Source organism: Rosenbergiella sp. YN46 (assembly GCF_036620675.1).
Classification (GTDB): domain Bacteria; phylum Pseudomonadota; class Gammaproteobacteria; order Enterobacterales; family Enterobacteriaceae; genus Jejubacter.
On sequence record NZ_JAZHEE010000013.1, the window covers coordinates 1 to 16446 of the forward strand.

Genomic DNA, 16446 nt, shown 5'->3' on the forward strand with positions numbered 1-16446 from the left:
TGGCGACCTTGCCCTGTCGCGACATCCTGTCGCTCCTCCGGCCCTGCGTGAACGCTACGGCGTTTTTTAAGCCGGGAGGCTACACCCTCGTCGCTTCAAACGGGGTGCTCAAATACAACCAGCACCATTCTTTGCTGTCAATCAGGGCAGAAGATTCAGGGCGGTGACTCTCCGGCCTGAAAATCGCCGCAGCGTTCACGACCGCCAGGGTCAGCCCGACAGGACGTCGGGCTGAGGGCGTGCGGCACAGGGAGGTGCCGTTATGCCCGACCCGTCCGGCGGACGGGAAAAGCGGAGGGGCCCCGAAGGGCGATTTTCACGCCGGAAAGCGGGGTTGTCAGGGGCGGCATCTGAGCCCCTGGCCCGTTCACCGGTTCCGCAACCGACATATAAAAATACCCTTAAGGTGAACGGAACCTTCGCCAACGTGACATATTCCTCCAGAACACGGCATAGCGGAGGGAGCCCGAAGGGCGATTTTCACGCCGGAAAGCCGGGTTGTCAGGGGCGGCATTTGAGCCCCTGGCCCGTTCACCGGCTCCGAAACCGGCATATAAAAATAACCTTAAGGTGAACGGAACCTTCGCCAACGTGACATATTCCCCCCCAGAACACGGCTCTGGAGCAAAAATAGCGCAACCGGCATGACCACATACTACAACCGCCACAGTCTGCACCTGAATGGCGACTGGCGGGGCAAGACCGGATTTAAAACAGGCTGTTCGGTAAAGGTCATCATTGAATCCGGCAACATCATTATTTGTCCGGGGTAAATGCGATATCCCGAATTCACGGGGGGTAAACAGCGCTTTCTTCACCGCAATATACCTGGCCAAAAGTATATCGCTCCCCGGTTTACTTCAACTTTACGCTAATCCGCAATGAACCATAAAAAAGGCCCGCCAGAGCGGGCCTGCCGTAGTGCCGCTCACCCTTCGGGGGAATATGAAAGGTGGGGCGTATCCAGCCAATGGGTTAAATAGTGGGCCACCCCTTCTCTGTCGCAGTGACCGATCACCGGCAGGTGCGGCAGCGCCTGCCGGAGCTGAGGCATGGCGTTGCCCATAATGACTCCGTGGCCTACGGCATCCAGCATTTCACGATCGTTCATCGCATCGCCGAAAGCCATACATTCAGCAAGGGGCACATCCAGATGCGCGCCGAGCACCGCCAGCGCCGCGCCCTTGTTACAGCCATGGGGCAGAATTTCCAGACAGTCTACGGCGGAAAAGCAGAGATGTGCCCGCTCTCCCAGCGAATCATTAAGTTGAATCCGTAGCTGCACCAGATCGTCGTGATCGCCACAGAAGGCAATTTTAGTCACCTCATGGGCCGGCAGTCGTTTCAGATCCACCAGCTGGTAGCGAAAGCCGCTATAGACGTGAGCCTTCAGTAGCTCCGGGATATCATGCTGAGTCAGCCAGCCGCTATCGTTAAATACGTGCATACTGGCACGGGTATCCCAGTGACCATGCAGTACCCGCTCTGCAACATCCGGGGCGAGATCGTTGCCCCACAGGCGCTCGCCGCGAATATCATGAACCCGGGTGCCGTTTCCGGTAATCAGAAAAACACCGTTCAGCAATTCACTGGCGATATGGCGCATTTCCAGCAAATGGCGCCCGGTAGCAAAGGCCAGAATCACATCCCGTTCGCGCAGGCGTTCAAGCGTACGCCGCGTGACCTCTCCCATCCTATGATTCGGCATCAGTAACGTGCCATCCATATCAAAAGCTGCCAGTCGCGCCATAAAACCTCCGGTGAGTCTGCTGCGATGACCGGCAGTATTGCCTGGATTATCCGGAACAAATAGTGAATACTTGCAAAAAAGTGTTCCGTATTTATCCATGCGTCAACTAAATCGACTCAATCAGTTTCAGCGTCTGTGGCAGCCTTCTAACGGCGCCCCCCAGCAGGTTACCGTTGCCGAGATGGCGGCGCGCTGCTTCTGTAGCGAGCGTCATGTCCGAACGCTGCTGGGACATCTGGAAAACGCGGGGTGGTTACGCTGGCGCGCCAGCGCCGGACGCGGACGCCGCGGCAATCTTCAGTTTCTGGTTAGTCCTGACGAAGTTCGGGCTTCGCTCATGCGCCAGGCGCTGGATAAAGGGCAACAGCAAAGCGCGCTGGCGCTGGCCCAGCTGGCGCCGGAACAGCTACGCCACGTTTTACAGCCCCTGCTAGGCGGCCAGTGGCAGAATGATATTCCTACCCTGCGAATTCCCTACTACCGCTCCCTGGAGCCGCTCACACCTGGATTTTTACCCGGACGGGCCGAACAACACCTGGCCGGACAGATCTTCGCCGGTCTGGCAAGCTTTCGTGACGACAGCCCGTTACCGCAGCCCGATATGGCGCATCGCTGGCAGTCGGACGACAGCGGTACCTGCTGGCACTTTTTCCTGCGCCCTACCCTGCGCTGGCATGGCGGCGAGCCGGTCACCGCCAAACAGATTCTGCGTCGCCTGCACAATCTGATGGCACAGCCTATGTTCAGCCGTCTGTTTGCCAGCGTAGCGCAAGTCGATGCGCCCCATGCCTGGTGCCTGCGGTTTCAGCTCCATCGTCCTGATTACTGGCTCCCGTGGCGACTGGCCAGCTACGGCAGCCGAATCGCCCATCCTGATGACGATCGGTCAGGTTGCGGCCCCTTTAGCCTGACCCACTTTGACAGCCGCCTGGTGCGTCTGGAAAGCCACGACGGCTACCACCTGGCACACCCGCTACTGCGGGCCATTGAATTCTGGATAACGCCAGGTCTGTTCGATGAGCAGTTGGGTACCAGCTGTCGCCACCCGGTACAGATCGCCATCGGCCAGCAGGCACAGTTTCCCGAACTGCGCCCGGTAAGCCGCAGCGTCAGTCTGGGATTCAGCTGGCTGGCGATTCGCCAGCAGGGGCGGCTGTCGGCGCCCCAGGCCCGCTATCTGATGGCGTTGATCCACCAGCATGGCATGCTCGATGCCCTGCCGCTGGATCCTGAGCTTATCACTCCAAGCCATACGCTGCTGCCAGGCCAGCAACTGCCCGATTTTTCCGATGTCATCCCCGTTCCGCTACCGCCGCGACTCAGACTGCTTTACCGGCTGCCGGTGGAGCTTCACGCCATGGCGCAAAAGCTACGCTATCGCCTGGCGGAACTGGGCTGTGAGCTGGAACTGGTGTACCGCAATGTAAAAAGCTGGGACGAGGGACTGACGACGGAGGAAGCCGATCTGGTTATGGGCGATCGGCTTATCGGCGAGGCCGCAGAATATACTCTGGAACAGTGGCTGCGCTGCGATCCGCTGTGGTCTTTTATTCTGAGCGGACCGCAGCAGGCCCATATTCAGGCGACGCTGGACGCCCTGCAGCGTTCGCCAGAGGTACGGGATCGCAACGACGGCCTGCGCAGGCTGTTTAGCCACCTGGTGGAACAGGCCATCGTCACGCCGCTGTTTAACTATCGCTATCAGATAAGCGCGCCACCGGGAGTTCAGGGCATTCGGCTGAACGCCTGGGGCTGGTTCGATTTTTCCCGAGCCTGGCTGCCACCGCCGGGGGCGTGACGCCAGGCAGCCGATGGCGTACCATGACGCCCCTGTTCCACTAACCATTACCAGGTGAATAATGAAACGCGCAGTTGTCGTTTTCAGCGGTGGCCAGGACTCCACCACCTGCCTTATCCAGGCACAGGCGCAGTATGACGAAGTCCACTGCGTCACTTTCGATTATGGTCAGCGTCATCGCGCGGAGATCGATGTCGCCCGCGAACTGGCGCTGGAACTGGGCGCCGCCGCACACAAAGTACTGGACGTAACGCTTCTGAACGAGCTGGCGATTAGCAGCCTGACCCGTGACAACATCCCGGTTCCGGATTACGAGCCGGATGCCGATGGCATCCCCAATACCTTCGTTCCGGGCCGTAACATTCTGTTCCTGACCCTGGCGGCTATTTACGCTTATCAGGTCAACGCCGAAGCGGTGATTACCGGGGTATGCGAAACTGATTTTTCCGGCTATCCCGACTGCCGCGACGAATTCGTCAGGGCGCTGAATCATGCCGTTACGCTGGGGATGGCCCGAAATATTCGTTTTGAGACGCCGCTAATGTGGCTTAACAAAGCGGAAACATGGGCGCTGGCCGACTACTGGGGCCGGCTGGATTTAGTACGCAAGCACACCCTGACCTGCTATAACGGGATTCGCGGCGACGGCTGTGGCGAATGCGCTGCCTGCACTCTTCGCGCCAAGGGTCTGAACGGCTACCTGAACGAGAAGGGCAGCGTGATGGCCAAAATGAAAGAAAAAACCGGTCTGGCCTGAATCAACCTCCGCCTGTCAACAAAGAGCTGCCCGGCTCATCGCAGGCGGAGTCGAATTCCTGCGGGCAGCACGCCTCTTAAGCCAGTCGATGGAGCGGGTTTCATCGTCGATGCCGGGCATCTCTGTCAGCCACCAGTACATATATTCGCCTTCTCCCCCTATTCCCTGGTGGGTATTCCCCCTTCTGCTTGCCTGCCAAAAAACCCAACAATGCCCCGGTTGCCAACGGCTAAGAAGCGAGCAGGCGGAAGCTTATCAGCTACCGGGGAACGCGCGAAAAACCTCCCGCCAGGATTAGCCTCCTTGCGGGGAAACGCCCGTTTTTTGTTTCAGCGCCAGAATATTCACCTCCCGATCCGCAGAGGCTACGGTAGACGGGCGATGAGCAATCATTACGCGGGTAATATTCATCTCTTTTATCGCCGCGTTAATTTGCGCTTCGTTCTCCTGATCCAGGTGGCTGGTCGCCTCATCAAGAAACAAAATCGCCGGCCGCCGATAAAGCGCGCGGGCTATCAGCAAGCGCTGCTTCTGACCGCCCGACAGGCTACTGCCCAGTTCACTGATTAAGGTTTCATAGCCCATCGGCATACGCTGTATCTCTTCGTGGATATTGCTACGCATGGCGCATTCCAGCATCCATTGCTCGTCCGGTTCGTTGTCGAAGCCGGTAATGTTTTCGCGAACGGATCCGGCAAACAGCGTGTCATCCTGCAATACCGTCGCGATACAGGCACGATAACGCGCAAAACCCGCCTGATGAATATTAATGCCGTTGATCCTGATTTCACCGCTGCCGGGCTGCGCCAGCCCCGCCATAATCTTCATCAGAGAAGTTTTTCCCTGCCCGGAAGGGCCGGTTATCGCCAGGCTTTCGCCTGCCGCAACGGATAGCTCCAGCTCCTGAAACAATGGCGGCGACAGCGCATCGAACTGAAAGCTCATATTGTGAATAGTCAGGGAGGCCGGCTGCCCCAAAGGCACCAGCGGGAGATCCTGCCCGCTTATCTGTTCGCTGCCAGGCTCAACGCGCGTCATGGCGATATCCGCCACCCTGTCGGTATGTAGCGACAGCATACGCAATTGCAGCGCCATATCCAGCAGGCTGGCAGCCCGTTCAGAAAACTGGCCGCGGTAGGTGTTAAACGCCACAAACATCCCCAGCGTGATGTGCCCCTGAATCACCTGATTCGCCGCCAGCCACAGCAGTGTTATCTGCTCCAGCGTTGAAATCAGGGCATTGCCGCCGGAAAACAGCATCTCATAGCGGGTCTTGCGCACTGTCGCATTCGCGCTTTCGACGTTCAGATTCATCCACGACTGGGCGCGCTGCCCGGAAAGGCCCAGCGCCTTTAACGTGCCCATACCGTAAAGGCTTTCCATAAAGTGGGAAGACGAACGGGCCGTTCTGACGATTTGCTCTTCAGACACTCTGCGCCAGGCACTGTAGGTCATCATCCTGAAGATAACCCACCCCACGGTGAAAGCCAGTACCACCCACACCAGCCAGCCACCATAAAGCGCCATCATGACCAGCAGGCCGATGAACATGATGCCGTCGATAATGCTGTTCACCACATTGGTGGTCAGCGTGGTGCGCAGGGTATCCAACGAAGCGAAGCGGGACTGGATATCGCCAAGCCGACGGCGTTCGAAGTAGTCGAGCGGCAGTGCCAGCAAATGGTCAAATAGCCGGGATTTCCACTGAATGTCGATAAGCGTGCCGATCACCAGCGACGTCCAGCCACGGGTCATGCTGACTGCGGTTCGAAACAGCACAAAAAACAGCAGCCCCAGACAAATCAGCGTCAACAAGCCGGTATCGCTGGCAGGAATAACGTGATCCATGACCAGCTGCATCCCTACCGGCAGCAGCAGGTTGACCGACTCAATTAGCAGGGAAAAGCAGAACAGTTTGGTTAACGCTCCCCAGAGTCCACTAATGGTTTTGGTCAGCGTACGTATCTTCAGGACATTACGCGGCGTTTCTTCCTTTTCATTAAACCGCTCCGTAGGCCAGAGCTCCAGCGCCACGCCGGTAAAGTGGTGGGATACCTCGCTCATCGCCATAACCCGCCGACCGGCAGCGGGATCGTGGATAATCGCCTGCCCACGCCGAACTGCAGCCAGCACCACGAAGTGGTTCATATCCCAGTGCAGAATGCAGGGGGTTTTCAGAGCGTTCAGGTTTTCCAGATCGAGCCGCAACGCGCGCGTTTTAAGGCCGCTGGCGTTGGCTACCTCCATAATCTGGCGCAGGGTGGAACCTCGGGAAGAGAGCCCCACACGCCTTCTCAGCTCCAACAGATCGGCAGGCTGCCCATGCGCCGCCGAAATCATCGCCAGACAGGCCAGACCGCACTCGGCGGCTTCTGTCTGGAGGATAACCGGTATTCGACGGCGTAGCGATAATCCCAGACGCCCTGCCAGCGCCTTGAGTCCTTCAGCGGTCATGTACTTCCCCTGTTATGCTGCTTTTTAATGAGTAATATGGCGACAAAATCCAGCGCCAGAGCGAACGCGTTTCCAGAAACAGCGTGGCCTGCGCCTGCATACCACTGCTTATCGGCGGCGGTTTGCCCTGCGGAGTCAGGCCCGAGAGATCCGGTTTGACCACCGCTTTGAACCAGCCATCGCTTACATTGCCCGCCGGGGTTCTGGGGGCGCTGGCATAACGCTGGAGCTCACGAGCAGGGACTGGCGCTTTAGAAATTGACTCAATACGCCCGGGGAACTGGCCATATTTCTGGAATGGAAAAGCGGTATAACGAAGATTAATGCCATCGCCAGGATGTACCCAGGGGATACCCTCCCCGGGGATCCAGATAACCATCCGCCAGGCGTCTTTATTCACCGGTACCAGTTGCGCCAGGCTGTCGCCCGCGCCAACCATCTCACCTTCGGTGACCCCCAGAGAAGAGACGCGCCCCGCAACCGGCGCGGTCACCAGCCGCATTCCGCTGGCATCAGCTTCCGCCATCTGGCGCTGTAGATCGTCGATATGGATGCGGTACTGATCGATCTGGCTATCGAATTCAGCCTCCCGGACAATCAGTTCACTCCGCAGGCTGGAAATTTGCAGATCCTGCTGGATGAGCTGAGCATTCAGGCTCTGCCAGCCAGTTTGCTGTTGGTAGAAGAGATAACGCTGGTTATTCTGCTGGTCAGTGGTCACCAGGCCGCGCCGCCGGTATTCGCCATAATCTTTCATGCTTTCCCGCATAGCGCGCAGGCCCACCGAGGCGGAATCCACCATCTGGCTGGTGCTTTTTCTGGCTTCGTCATAGCGCTCCAGCTGAAGTCGTAGCCCTTCCAGAGTGGCCTTCTTGTTGTTTTCGATCTCCCGAATAATGGATTCCGTTCGCTGACGCTGCTTTTCCAGCACGGCGAGCGTGGTTGCGCTAAGGCTGCCGTTACGGGTCACCCGGCCGATATCCAGCTGATACAGCGGCGTTCCGGCTTTGACCACCTGGCCGTTATGAACCAGCAGGCGGGCAATCATTCCCTGTTCGGGCGCAAATAAATTTATCGTATGCGGAAGAGTGATAATTTCGCCGCTCACATTAATGCGGCGGGTATAGCTGCCAAAAATCAGCAGCAACAACAAACTCAACATTATCAGCACGGTACCGCTCACCGTTACCCAGGCAGGCCAGCCACGCAGCAGCAAAACCTGCCCCGAGCGAAATGCCTGCTGATACTCACTTACCTCTTTACGAAAAAGCACTATTATCCGGTCATCACAGCCTCAAGGTTTTCAAAGTGTAGATGCCGCTTCGCTAAGTCGCCAGTGCAATAACACATTGATAAACAATGTAAATGATAAGGAAAAGCGCCATTTTACCCCGTATAAACATCCGGGGAATTCTGTCGTTTCGTACCAGGAAATATTTAGTTCATCATCATTTCCAGATGACGGCGCAGTTCGCCTTCCAGCGGCTGCGCTTTCTGACTATGTAAATCGACGCAGGCAAAGGTAATTAACGCATCAGCAACCACATCACCGTTGCTGTCGCGGGTAATGACCTGGCTCAGTACCCCGCTTTTGCCATTCAGCTTCTGCATTTCGCTGGTGACCGTCAGACGATCCCCCAGCAGTGCCGGGCGCCGGTAACTGATATTGATGTTTACGACCACAAAAGCCAGCCCCTGCTCCACCATCCAGCGAAACCCCGGCTGGCTTTCCAGCGCTTCCCAGCGCGCCTCTTCCAGAAACTCCAGGTAACGCGCGTTATTCACATGCTGATAAACATCAAGATGATATCCGCGAACTTTGATCTGCGCTCGTGGCAGGTTATCCCCACTGATGTGGGGAACGTTTTCTTGTCTCTTTTCCACGGTTCTCTCCCCCGGGCCCAGGGAACGGGCTATTATAAGGCCACACCCAACTGGTATGACCTCAAAAGCGTAGCAGAAATTTCCCCCTACCCGGCGGTGGTCAGAGAGCTAAAGCTTAAGACGTGATAAATTCCGCTCTACCAGCGCATTTCCCACCCCGGGCACTGAACGCAGATCGTCAATGCTGGCAAACTGGCCGTTCTCTTCCCGGTAACGCACGATCGACTGCGCTTTCTTAAGACCGATGCCATTAAGCGCCTCTGCCAGCTCCTCTGCCGAAGCCGTATTAATGCTGACCTGTAGCGAGACCGGCTCCGGTACGAGCAGCTCAGACGTCGTACTATGCGCCCTGGCTGGCGCCAGGGGTTTTGCTGGCTCTGGCGCCGCATAAACAGCGCCACTGCTGAACGCCATGGTCATTGCCAGCCACAGCGGGGTTAGTATGGTCTTCATGCTGTTTCCTTCTCCTTTTGGTTAACAGTATCGACACCCTATCCGCCCCCGACCCAGGTGAGCAATCTCCGGATTTCAGATATGGAAAAGGCCGCGTAAGCGGCCTTTGTCTGTTGCATCAGAATGCAAAAAAGTGGAAGCGATCCCCGGATTACTGCTGCTGATCCACCACGTCGCCCAGCTTAATTTTCGCCTCTTTGCGCAGGTTGCTCATCAGCGCCTCAAAAGCCAGTTCGGCATTGTTTTCGGTCATGCGGCTGACCATCACTTTCTTCTGCTCTTCCGGCATTTTACCGGCCTGGACTTCGTCCAACGCCAGAATAACCCTATTACCTTTCGTATCGGTGCTGACACCATAAGCAGGTTTGCCTTTCTCCGGCAGCGGCATATCGAAGGCCTTCACAGACAGCGGATCCTGACTGCGGCTCAGCGTTTTCGCCGCGCCAAAGCGGGTACCCGCCTCTTTCAGCGCCGTATCACCTTCGCCTTTGTTCAGCGCCGCCAGCAGTTTATTCGCCAGCTGCTGCGCCTGCTGTTCGGCTTTCTGCTGTTTCACAGCCGCCACCACCTGGTCGCGCACTTCATCCAGCGGCTTCACGGCTTCCGGTTTATGTTCAGCGATACGCAATACGAAAGCGCGATCGCCATCGACAGTGATGATGTCAGAGTTGCTGCCCGGCGTACCGTTTTCACCCAGCAGAGCGCCGCCGAAAATGGCGTCGGCAACCGGCTTAAAGTCCAGCTCTTTCGGCAGGCTGTTGCGATCGAACCAGCCGCTCTCTACGGCTTTTACCCCCGCCGCCTGCTCGGCACCCGCCAGCGATTCCGTGTCGTTCATCGCAGCGTCGCCCACTTTCTGCTGCTGAGCGTAGAAGGCATCCAGCCCCTTCTCCTGCTTCAGTTTCTGGGCGATGGCATCATGAACCTCAGCCAGCGGCTTCACTTTGGCCGGCTGCAGGTCATCCAGGCGCGCGACCAGGAAGCCGACGCTGGATTTAATAACCCCCGAAATCTGGCCTTTCTCTTTCAGATTGGCGTTTTTCAGCTCGTCTGGCGTGGTTGATGGCTCCAGCCATCCCATATCGCCGCCTTTACGGGCAGAGATGATGTCGCTGGATTTTTCTTTCGCCAGGGTGGCAAAGTCCGTACCTTTCTTCAGTTCATCCAGCACCGCCTGCGCTTCAGCTTCGGTTTTGGTCTGAATGATGCTGTAGCGATAGCGGGCCGGCTGGGTGTACTGGTCGCGATTCTGATCGTACCAGGACTGGATGTCGGCATCGTTAACCTCTGGCTGCATCTGTGCCGCATCCATCTTGATATAGCTAACGCGGAACCGCTCCGGCAGCATAAAGTTATTTTTATGCTGCTCGTAGTAGCTGGAAATTTCCGCATCCGTCGCCTGCTGTTTCGCAACCAGCGCGCCGGTATCAATCGTGGCTTCACGCACTACCCGCTTCTGGGCCGCCAGCGCCGCCAGGGAGTCGGTTTCGCCAGGCAGCATAAAGTCGCTGCCGATAACGGCATTGATCAATTGCTGAGTGGTCAGTTGACGGCGCAGCGCGCTGGCATACTGATCGGCGCTCATGCCCATGTTGTTGATCAGCGCGTTATAGCGGGCGTTATCGAATTTGCCGTCACTCTGGAAGGCCGGCTCGTTGAAGATGGCCTGCTTAACCTGATCGTCGCTGATGCCGAGGCCCAGGTGTTTCGCATACTGATCCAGCAGGGCTTCATCGATCATGCGCTGCAGCACCTGGTGACGCATCGCTTTCATGTAACCTTCGTTACCTGCCAGCTCGGAATAGCGCTCACCCAGTTTCTGCTGTAGTTTGTTGCGCTCGCCCATTACGGCGTTCTCAAACTGACCCCGGCTTATCTCCTGATCGTTAACCTTCGCTGCGTAGTTACCATTCCCGCCAATCAGGTAGTTACCCACGCCAGTCAGTACGAATGAGACAATAATCAGACCCAGTACGATCTTGAGCACGACGCTGTTGGCTGCCGTGCGTAAATTTTCCATCATGGTGTCGCAGCACTCCGCTGTAATCTATCCCGTTTAGGGGAATCTGGTTTACCCTGCGCGGCCAAAGAGATAAGACAGCGCACGCAAAGGGCTATTTTGACAAGAAATCAGGGTCATTGTCAGCCCGAATCGCGCATTAAAGACGTTTTCAGCCAATAAAAAAGGCACATCTGACGATGCGCCTCTCTGTATACATTTAAAATCGCGATGCCCGGATGAGCGCAGCGATCAGTTCACCGCGTCTTTTAACGCTTTACCGGCGCGGAAGCCCGGTACTTTAGCGGCAGCGATTTTAATCTCTTTACCGGTCTGCGGGTTACGACCAGTACGGGCGGCACGCTCTTTAACAGCAAAGGTGCCGAAACCAACCAGCGCTACGTCGTCTCCTTTCTGCAGAGATTCAGTAACCGATGCCAGTAACGCATCTAACGCACGTCCAGCCGAGGCTTTGGAAATATCAGCGCCAGCGGCAATCTTGTCGATCAGTTGGGATTTATTCACTATTTTCTTCCTCTCTTTCTTTTTTATATCGCACCTTAGTCCTTCACGGTACGACCGCGCAGCAGTTATAACAGGCATGTTATACCCTTACAACACCCGTTGTAGCATGCCTTCGTCTGAAAAATAAGCCAGACCGTATCTAAAGTAGCCAGTCAAAAAAAAGCTGGCAAGTGAGAATTTACTTGCCAGCCTGCTTTTTATCGCTTCTCTTTGCGTCAGGTCACTATTTTTCGGTTACCACACGCATTCCGGAAGGCGCTTCCTGCAACGCCAGAGACAGCACTTCTTCAATGGTTTTTACCGGATGAATCTGCAGATCGGCAATCACGTTATCGGGAATTTCTTCCAGATCGCGCTTATTTTCATCCGGAATCAGCACCGTTTTGATCCCACCACGGTGCGCCGCCAGCAGTTTCTCTTTCAGACCGCCAATGGGCAATACCTGGCCGCGCAGGGTTATCTCACCGGTCATCGCCACATCAGCGCGTACCGGATTGCCGGTCAGGCAGGAAACCAGTGCGGTACACATGGCGATACCAGCGCTCGGGCCGTCTTTCGGCGTGGCGCCTTCGGGGACGTGCACATGTATATCGCGCTTTTCGTGGAAATCAGAATTAATTCCCAGTTTTTCCGCGCGTGCGCGTACCACTGTTAAAGCAGCCTGAATCGATTCCTGCATAACCTCGCCCAGCGAACCGGTATAGGTCAGTTTGCCCTTGCCGGGCACGCAGGCGGTTTCAATAGTCAACAGATCGCCACCCACTTCGGTCCAGGCCAGACCGGTCACCTGACCGATGCGGTTTTCACTGTCGGCGCGGCCATAGTCGAAGCGCTGAACGCCCAGAAACTCTTTCAGGTTTTCGCCGTTAATCTCAATATGCTTCAGGCTCTTATCCAGCAACAGCTGTTTTACCGCCTTACGGCACAGTTTCGAAATTTCACGCTCCAGACTACGTACCCCCGCTTCACGGGTGTAGTAACGGATGATACCGACAATCGCGCTGTCATCTACCACCAGTTCCCCTTTTTTCAGGGCGTTACGCTCAATCTGCTTCGGCAACAGGTGGCGTTTGGCGATATTCAGTTTTTCATCTTCGGTGTAACCCGACAGGCGAATAACTTCCATACGATCCAGCAGCGGCGCAGGAATGTTCATGGAGTTAGAGGTCGCCACAAACATCACGTCGCTGAGGTCATAATCCACTTCCAGATAGTGGTCGTTAAAGGCCACGTTCTGTTCGGGATCCAGAACTTCCAGCAGCGCTGAAGCCGGATCGCCGCGCATGTCGGAAGACATTTTGTCGATCTCATCCAACAGGAACAGCGGGTTTTTTACGCCCACTTTCGCCATTTTCTGGATCAATTTGCCCGGCATAGAACCGATGTAGGTACGACGGTGGCCGCGGATCTCCGCTTCATCGCGAACTCCCCCCAGCGCCATACGCACATATTTACGCCCGGTCGCTTTAGCGATGGACTGTCCCAGAGAGGTTTTACCCACCCCAGGCGGCCCCACCAGACACAGTATCGGCCCTTTCAGCTTATTAACGCGGCTCTGCACCGCCAGGTATTCCAGAATGCGATCTTTGACGCGCTCCAGACCATAATGGTCGGTATCCAGAATTTCCTGAGCCTGACGCAGGTTTTTCTTCACCTTGCTGCGGGTATTCCAGGGCACCTGCACCATCCAGTCGATGTAGCCGCGAACCACGGTGGCTTCCGCCGACATCGGCGACATCATTTTCAACTTCTGGAGTTCGGCTTCGGTCTTCTCGCGCGCCTCTTTCGGCATTTTCGCCGCTTCGATCTTACGCTTCAGCGCCTCGTTTTCATCCGGCGCGTCGTCCATTTCGCCGAGCTCCTTCTGAATGGCCTTCATCTGCTCATTCAGGTAGTACTCGCGCTGGCTCTTTTCCATCTGCTTTTTAACGCGGTTGCGAATCCGTTTCTCAACCTGCAGCAGATCGATTTCCGACTCCATCATCGCCATCAGATACTCAAGACGTTCATTGACGTCGGACATTTCGAGCACCGACTGCTTATCCGCCAGCTTAAGCGGCATATGGGCAGCGATGGTATCCGCAAGGCGCGCCGGATCGTCGATGCTATTAAGCGACGTCAGCACCTCGGGAGGAATTTTTTTATTGAGCTTAATGTAGCCTTCAAACTGGTTAACCGCGGTGCGTACCAGCACCTCCTGCTCCCGCTCTTCAATAGCCGGAGAGTCCAGGTACTCCGCCTGGGCGGAAAAGTAGTCGCCGTTGTCGGCAAGCGTGGCGATCTTCGCACGCTGCAGGCCTTCCACCAGCACTTTTACCGTGCCATCCGGCAGTTTGAGCATTTGCAGGATAGAGGCCACGGTCCCCACGGAGAAAAGGTCATTAACCCCAGGCTCGTCCGTCGAAGCTTCTTTCTGCGCCACCAGCATGATTTTTTTATCATGGTCCATAGCCGCTTCCAGACAGCGAATGGATTTCTCCCGCCCAACAAATAACGGAATGACCATGTGCGGATAAACCACCACATCGCGCAGAGGCAATACGGGGATTTCAATGCGTTCAGAACGCTCAGGATTCATAGAGCTCTCTCTTAGTTTAGTTTCCGCAGGCTTATGGAGCCTTCACGGCATCTCCAAAGCTAGTTAAGTCAGTATATGGGGATGTTTCCCGGACATTCAACGGCGAGAATGCAGGAAAAAAAAATGGGGGATAAAATCCCCCATTATGACGATAACTTACTGTCTGACCTGGTTAATTATTCACCAGACGCCTGCTGGGTTGCTTCAGATTTTCCGTAGATCAGCAGCGGTTCGGACTGACCCTCGATAACCGAATCATCAATGACCACTTTATCCACGTCTTCCATGGAAGGAAGGTCATACATGGTTTCCAGCAGCGCGCCTTCCACGATAGAACGCAGACCGCGAGCGCCGGTTTTACGCGCCATCGCTTTTTTGGCGATCGCCTTCAGGGCTTCGTCGCGGAATTCCAGCTCGACCCCTTCCAGATTAAACAGCGCCTGATACTGCTTAGTCAGGGCGTTTTTGGGCTCTTTCAGGATCTGAATCAGCGCGTCTTCGCTCAGTTCGTTCAGGGTCGCAACCACCGGCAGACGGCCGATAAACTCCGGAATCAGACCAAATTTGATCAGATCCTCCGGTTCAACCTGGCCCAGCAGCTCACCTTCGGTCGCTTTCTGGGATTTCCCCTTCACCGTAGCGCCAAAACCAATACCGGATCCGGTTTCAACACGATTGGCGATAACTTTATCCAGCCCGGCAAATGCGCCGCCGCAGATGAACAAAATTTTAGAGGTATCGACCTGCAAAAACTCCTGCTGGGGATGCTTACGCCCGCCCTGAGGTGGTACTGCGGCCACGGTGCCTTCGATCAGTTTCAACAGCGCCTGCTGAACCCCTTCGCCGGAAACGTCACGGGTGATAGACGGGTTATCCGACTTACGGGAGATCTTGTCGATTTCATCGATATAGACGATACCGCGCTGCGCCTTCTGCACGTCGTAGTCGCACTTCTGTAGCAGCTTCTGGATGATGTTCTCCACATCTTCCCCCACGTAACCGGCTTCGGTCAGGGTGGTGGCATCCGCCATGGTGAAGGGCACATCCAGCAGGCGCGCCAGGGTTTCCGCCAGCAGCGTCTTACCGCTACCGGTAGGCCCAATCAGCAGAATGTTGCTTTTACCCAGCTCAACCCCGTTCGAGGTGTCGCCATTGCGCAGACGTTTGTAGTGGTTGTACACCGCCACCGCCAGCACTTTCTTGGCCTGCTCCTGGCCGATAACGTAGTCATCCAGATGGTGACGAATTTCATGGGGCGTCGGCAATGCGCTACGTTCGCGATGCGGAGCCACCTCTTTTATCTCTTCGCGAATGATGTCGTTACACAAATCGACACATTCGTCGCAGATATACACTGACGGCCCTGCGATCAGTTTGCGCACTTCATGCTGGCTTTTGCCGCAAAAAGAGCAGTACAGCAGTTTTCCTGAACCGTCTTTGCGCTTATCTGTCATGAGTCAAACCTCTTCTCTGTTGCTTTGTGCCGCACGCGACGACGCAAGTGCCCGAATATTGCTGGCGCAGCCGATACCAGAACACGCTGGTGTGCCGCGTTTTCTCTATAGTATAGCGACACACCCTCGTACGGGCATCAATTACGGTGGGTCAGGACAGAATCGACCAGACCGTACTCTACTGCCTCCTCGGCAGAGAGGAAACGATCGCGCTCGGTGTCCTGCTCTATTTTTTCAAGAGGCTGACCTGAATGCTGCGCCATCAGCTCATTCATGCGCGACTTCACTTTCAGGATTTCGCGGGCGTGGATTTCGATATCCGTCGCCTGGCCCTGGAAACCACCCAGCGGCTGATGGATCATAACGCGGGAGTTCGGCATGCAGAAACGCTTGCCTTTCGCGCCAGCGGTCAGCAGGAATGCCCCCATAGAAGCCGCCTGCCCCATACAGAAGGTGCTGACGTCCGGCTTAATGAACTGCATGGTGTCGTAAATAGACATCCCCGCGGTAATGACCCCGCCCGGCGAGTTAATGTACAGGTAAATATCTTTCTCCGGGTTTTCCGCTTCCAGAAACAGCATCTGCGCCACAATCAGATTGGCCATGTGGTCTTCCACCTGACCGGTCAGGAAGATGACGCGCTCTTTGAGCAGACGGGAGAAAATATCGTAAGAGCGCTCGCCGCGGGAGGTCTGCTCGACCACCATCGGCACCAGCGCCATATGAGGTGCAAATTTATCTTGTTCGCCACTGTATGACATTTCCGTCTCCTTGAATTCTCGATCTTACTGACC

General features: G+C 56.0%; 13 protein-coding genes. 3 read left to right on the plus strand and 10 right to left on the minus strand.

Going from position 1 to position 16446, the window contains the following annotated elements; all coding sequences use genetic code 11:
• Positions 1-644 precede the first annotated feature (644 nt).
• Positions 645-773, plus strand: coding sequence for a SymE family type I addiction module toxin (locus V3W49_RS11390; protein ID WP_500145556.1), 129 nt, complete (start codon positions 645-647; stop codon positions 771-773).
• A gap of 155 nt (positions 774-928) precedes the next feature.
• Here V3W49_RS11390 and cof read toward each other — a convergent pair whose 3' ends face one another.
• Positions 929-1750, minus strand: a complete 822-nt coding sequence (gene cof, locus V3W49_RS11395) for an HMP-PP phosphatase (protein WP_500145557.1) — start codon at positions 1748-1750, stop codon at positions 929-931.
• 97 nt (positions 1751-1847) lie between these two features.
• Here cof and V3W49_RS11400 point away from each other — a divergent pair, with 97 nt between their 5' ends.
• Both V3W49_RS11400 and queC read left to right on the plus strand, forming a co-directional pair.
• On the plus strand, positions 1848-3548 hold the full coding sequence (locus V3W49_RS11400; protein WP_500145559.1) for an SgrR family transcriptional regulator: 1701 nt from the start codon (positions 1848-1850) through the stop codon (positions 3546-3548).
• Positions 3549-3609: 61 nt separating this feature from the next.
• Positions 3610-4305, plus strand: coding sequence for a 7-cyano-7-deazaguanine synthase QueC (gene queC, locus V3W49_RS11405; protein ID WP_500145560.1), 696 nt, complete (start codon positions 3610-3612; stop codon positions 4303-4305).
• A 294-nt stretch (positions 4306-4599) separates the two neighbouring features.
• Here queC and V3W49_RS11410 read toward each other — a convergent pair whose 3' ends face one another.
• The 9 genes from V3W49_RS11410 to clpP form a co-directional block, all read right to left on the minus strand.
• Positions 4600-6759 (minus strand): peptidase domain-containing ABC transporter, encoded by a 2160-nt coding sequence (locus V3W49_RS11410; RefSeq protein ID WP_500145562.1) that lies wholly within the window; start codon positions 6757-6759, stop codon positions 4600-4602.
• On the minus strand, positions 6749-8032 hold the full coding sequence (locus V3W49_RS11415) for an HlyD family secretion protein (RefSeq protein WP_500145564.1): 1284 nt from the start codon (positions 8030-8032) through the stop codon (positions 6749-6751). Before V3W49_RS11415 ends, V3W49_RS11410 begins: the two co-directional genes overlap by 11 nt.
• A gap of 164 nt (positions 8033-8196) precedes the next feature.
• Complete coding sequence (locus tag V3W49_RS11420; RefSeq protein ID WP_500145676.1) at positions 8197-8598, minus strand: YbgC/FadM family acyl-CoA thioesterase; 402 nt, start codon at positions 8596-8598, stop codon at positions 8197-8199.
• A gap of 153 nt (positions 8599-8751) precedes the next feature.
• Positions 8752-9096 (minus strand): helix-hairpin-helix domain-containing protein, encoded by a 345-nt coding sequence (locus tag V3W49_RS11425; protein WP_500145566.1) that lies wholly within the window; start codon positions 9094-9096, stop codon positions 8752-8754.
• A gap of 151 nt (positions 9097-9247) precedes the next feature.
• Complete coding sequence (ppiD, locus tag V3W49_RS11430) at positions 9248-11119, minus strand: peptidylprolyl isomerase (protein WP_500145568.1); 1872 nt, start codon at positions 11117-11119, stop codon at positions 9248-9250.
• Positions 11120-11347: 228 nt separating this feature from the next.
• Complete coding sequence (gene hupB, locus V3W49_RS11435; RefSeq protein ID WP_500145569.1) at positions 11348-11620, minus strand: nucleoid-associated protein HU-beta; 273 nt, start codon at positions 11618-11620, stop codon at positions 11348-11350.
• A 223-nt stretch (positions 11621-11843) separates the two neighbouring features.
• A complete protein-coding gene (gene lon, locus V3W49_RS11440) occupies positions 11844-14198 on the minus strand; it encodes an endopeptidase La (protein ID WP_500145571.1) in 2355 nt (784 codons plus the stop codon).
• Between the two features lie 176 nt (positions 14199-14374).
• On the minus strand, positions 14375-15652 hold the full coding sequence (gene clpX / locus V3W49_RS11445) for an ATP-dependent protease ATP-binding subunit ClpX (RefSeq protein WP_500145573.1): 1278 nt from the start codon (positions 15650-15652) through the stop codon (positions 14375-14377).
• Between the two features lie 137 nt (positions 15653-15789).
• Positions 15790-16413: an ATP-dependent Clp endopeptidase proteolytic subunit ClpP gene (gene clpP, locus V3W49_RS11450; protein ID WP_500145575.1), complete on the minus strand. Its 624-nt coding sequence runs from the start codon at positions 16411-16413 to the stop codon at positions 15790-15792.
• Between the last annotated feature and the right edge of the window lie 33 nt (positions 16414-16446).

Coding starts and splice junctions, on each gene's coding strand:
- V3W49_RS11390 (WP_500145556.1), top strand. CDS start 645: ATGACCACATACTACAACCGCCACAGTCTGCACCTGAATGGCGACTGG.
- cof (WP_500145557.1), bottom strand. CDS start 1,750: ATGGCGCGACTGGCAGCTTTTGATATGGATGGCACGTTACTGATGCCG.
- V3W49_RS11400 (WP_500145559.1), top strand. CDS start 1,848: ATGCGTCAACTAAATCGACTCAATCAGTTTCAGCGTCTGTGGCAGCCT.
- queC (WP_500145560.1), top strand. CDS start 3,610: ATGAAACGCGCAGTTGTCGTTTTCAGCGGTGGCCAGGACTCCACCACC.
- V3W49_RS11410 (WP_500145562.1), bottom strand. CDS start 6,759: ATGACCGCTGAAGGACTCAAGGCGCTGGCAGGGCGTCTGGGATTATCG.
- V3W49_RS11425 (WP_500145566.1), bottom strand. CDS start 9,096: ATGAAGACCATACTAACCCCGCTGTGGCTGGCAATGACCATGGCGTTC.
- ppiD (WP_500145568.1), bottom strand. CDS start 11,119: ATGATGGAAAATTTACGCACGGCAGCCAACAGCGTCGTGCTCAAGATC.
- lon (WP_500145571.1), bottom strand. CDS start 14,198: ATGAATCCTGAGCGTTCTGAACGCATTGAAATCCCCGTATTGCCTCTG.
- clpX (WP_500145573.1), bottom strand. CDS start 15,652: ATGACAGATAAGCGCAAAGACGGTTCAGGAAAACTGCTGTACTGCTCT.
- clpP (WP_500145575.1), bottom strand. CDS start 16,413: ATGTCATACAGTGGCGAACAAGATAAATTTGCACCTCATATGGCGCTG.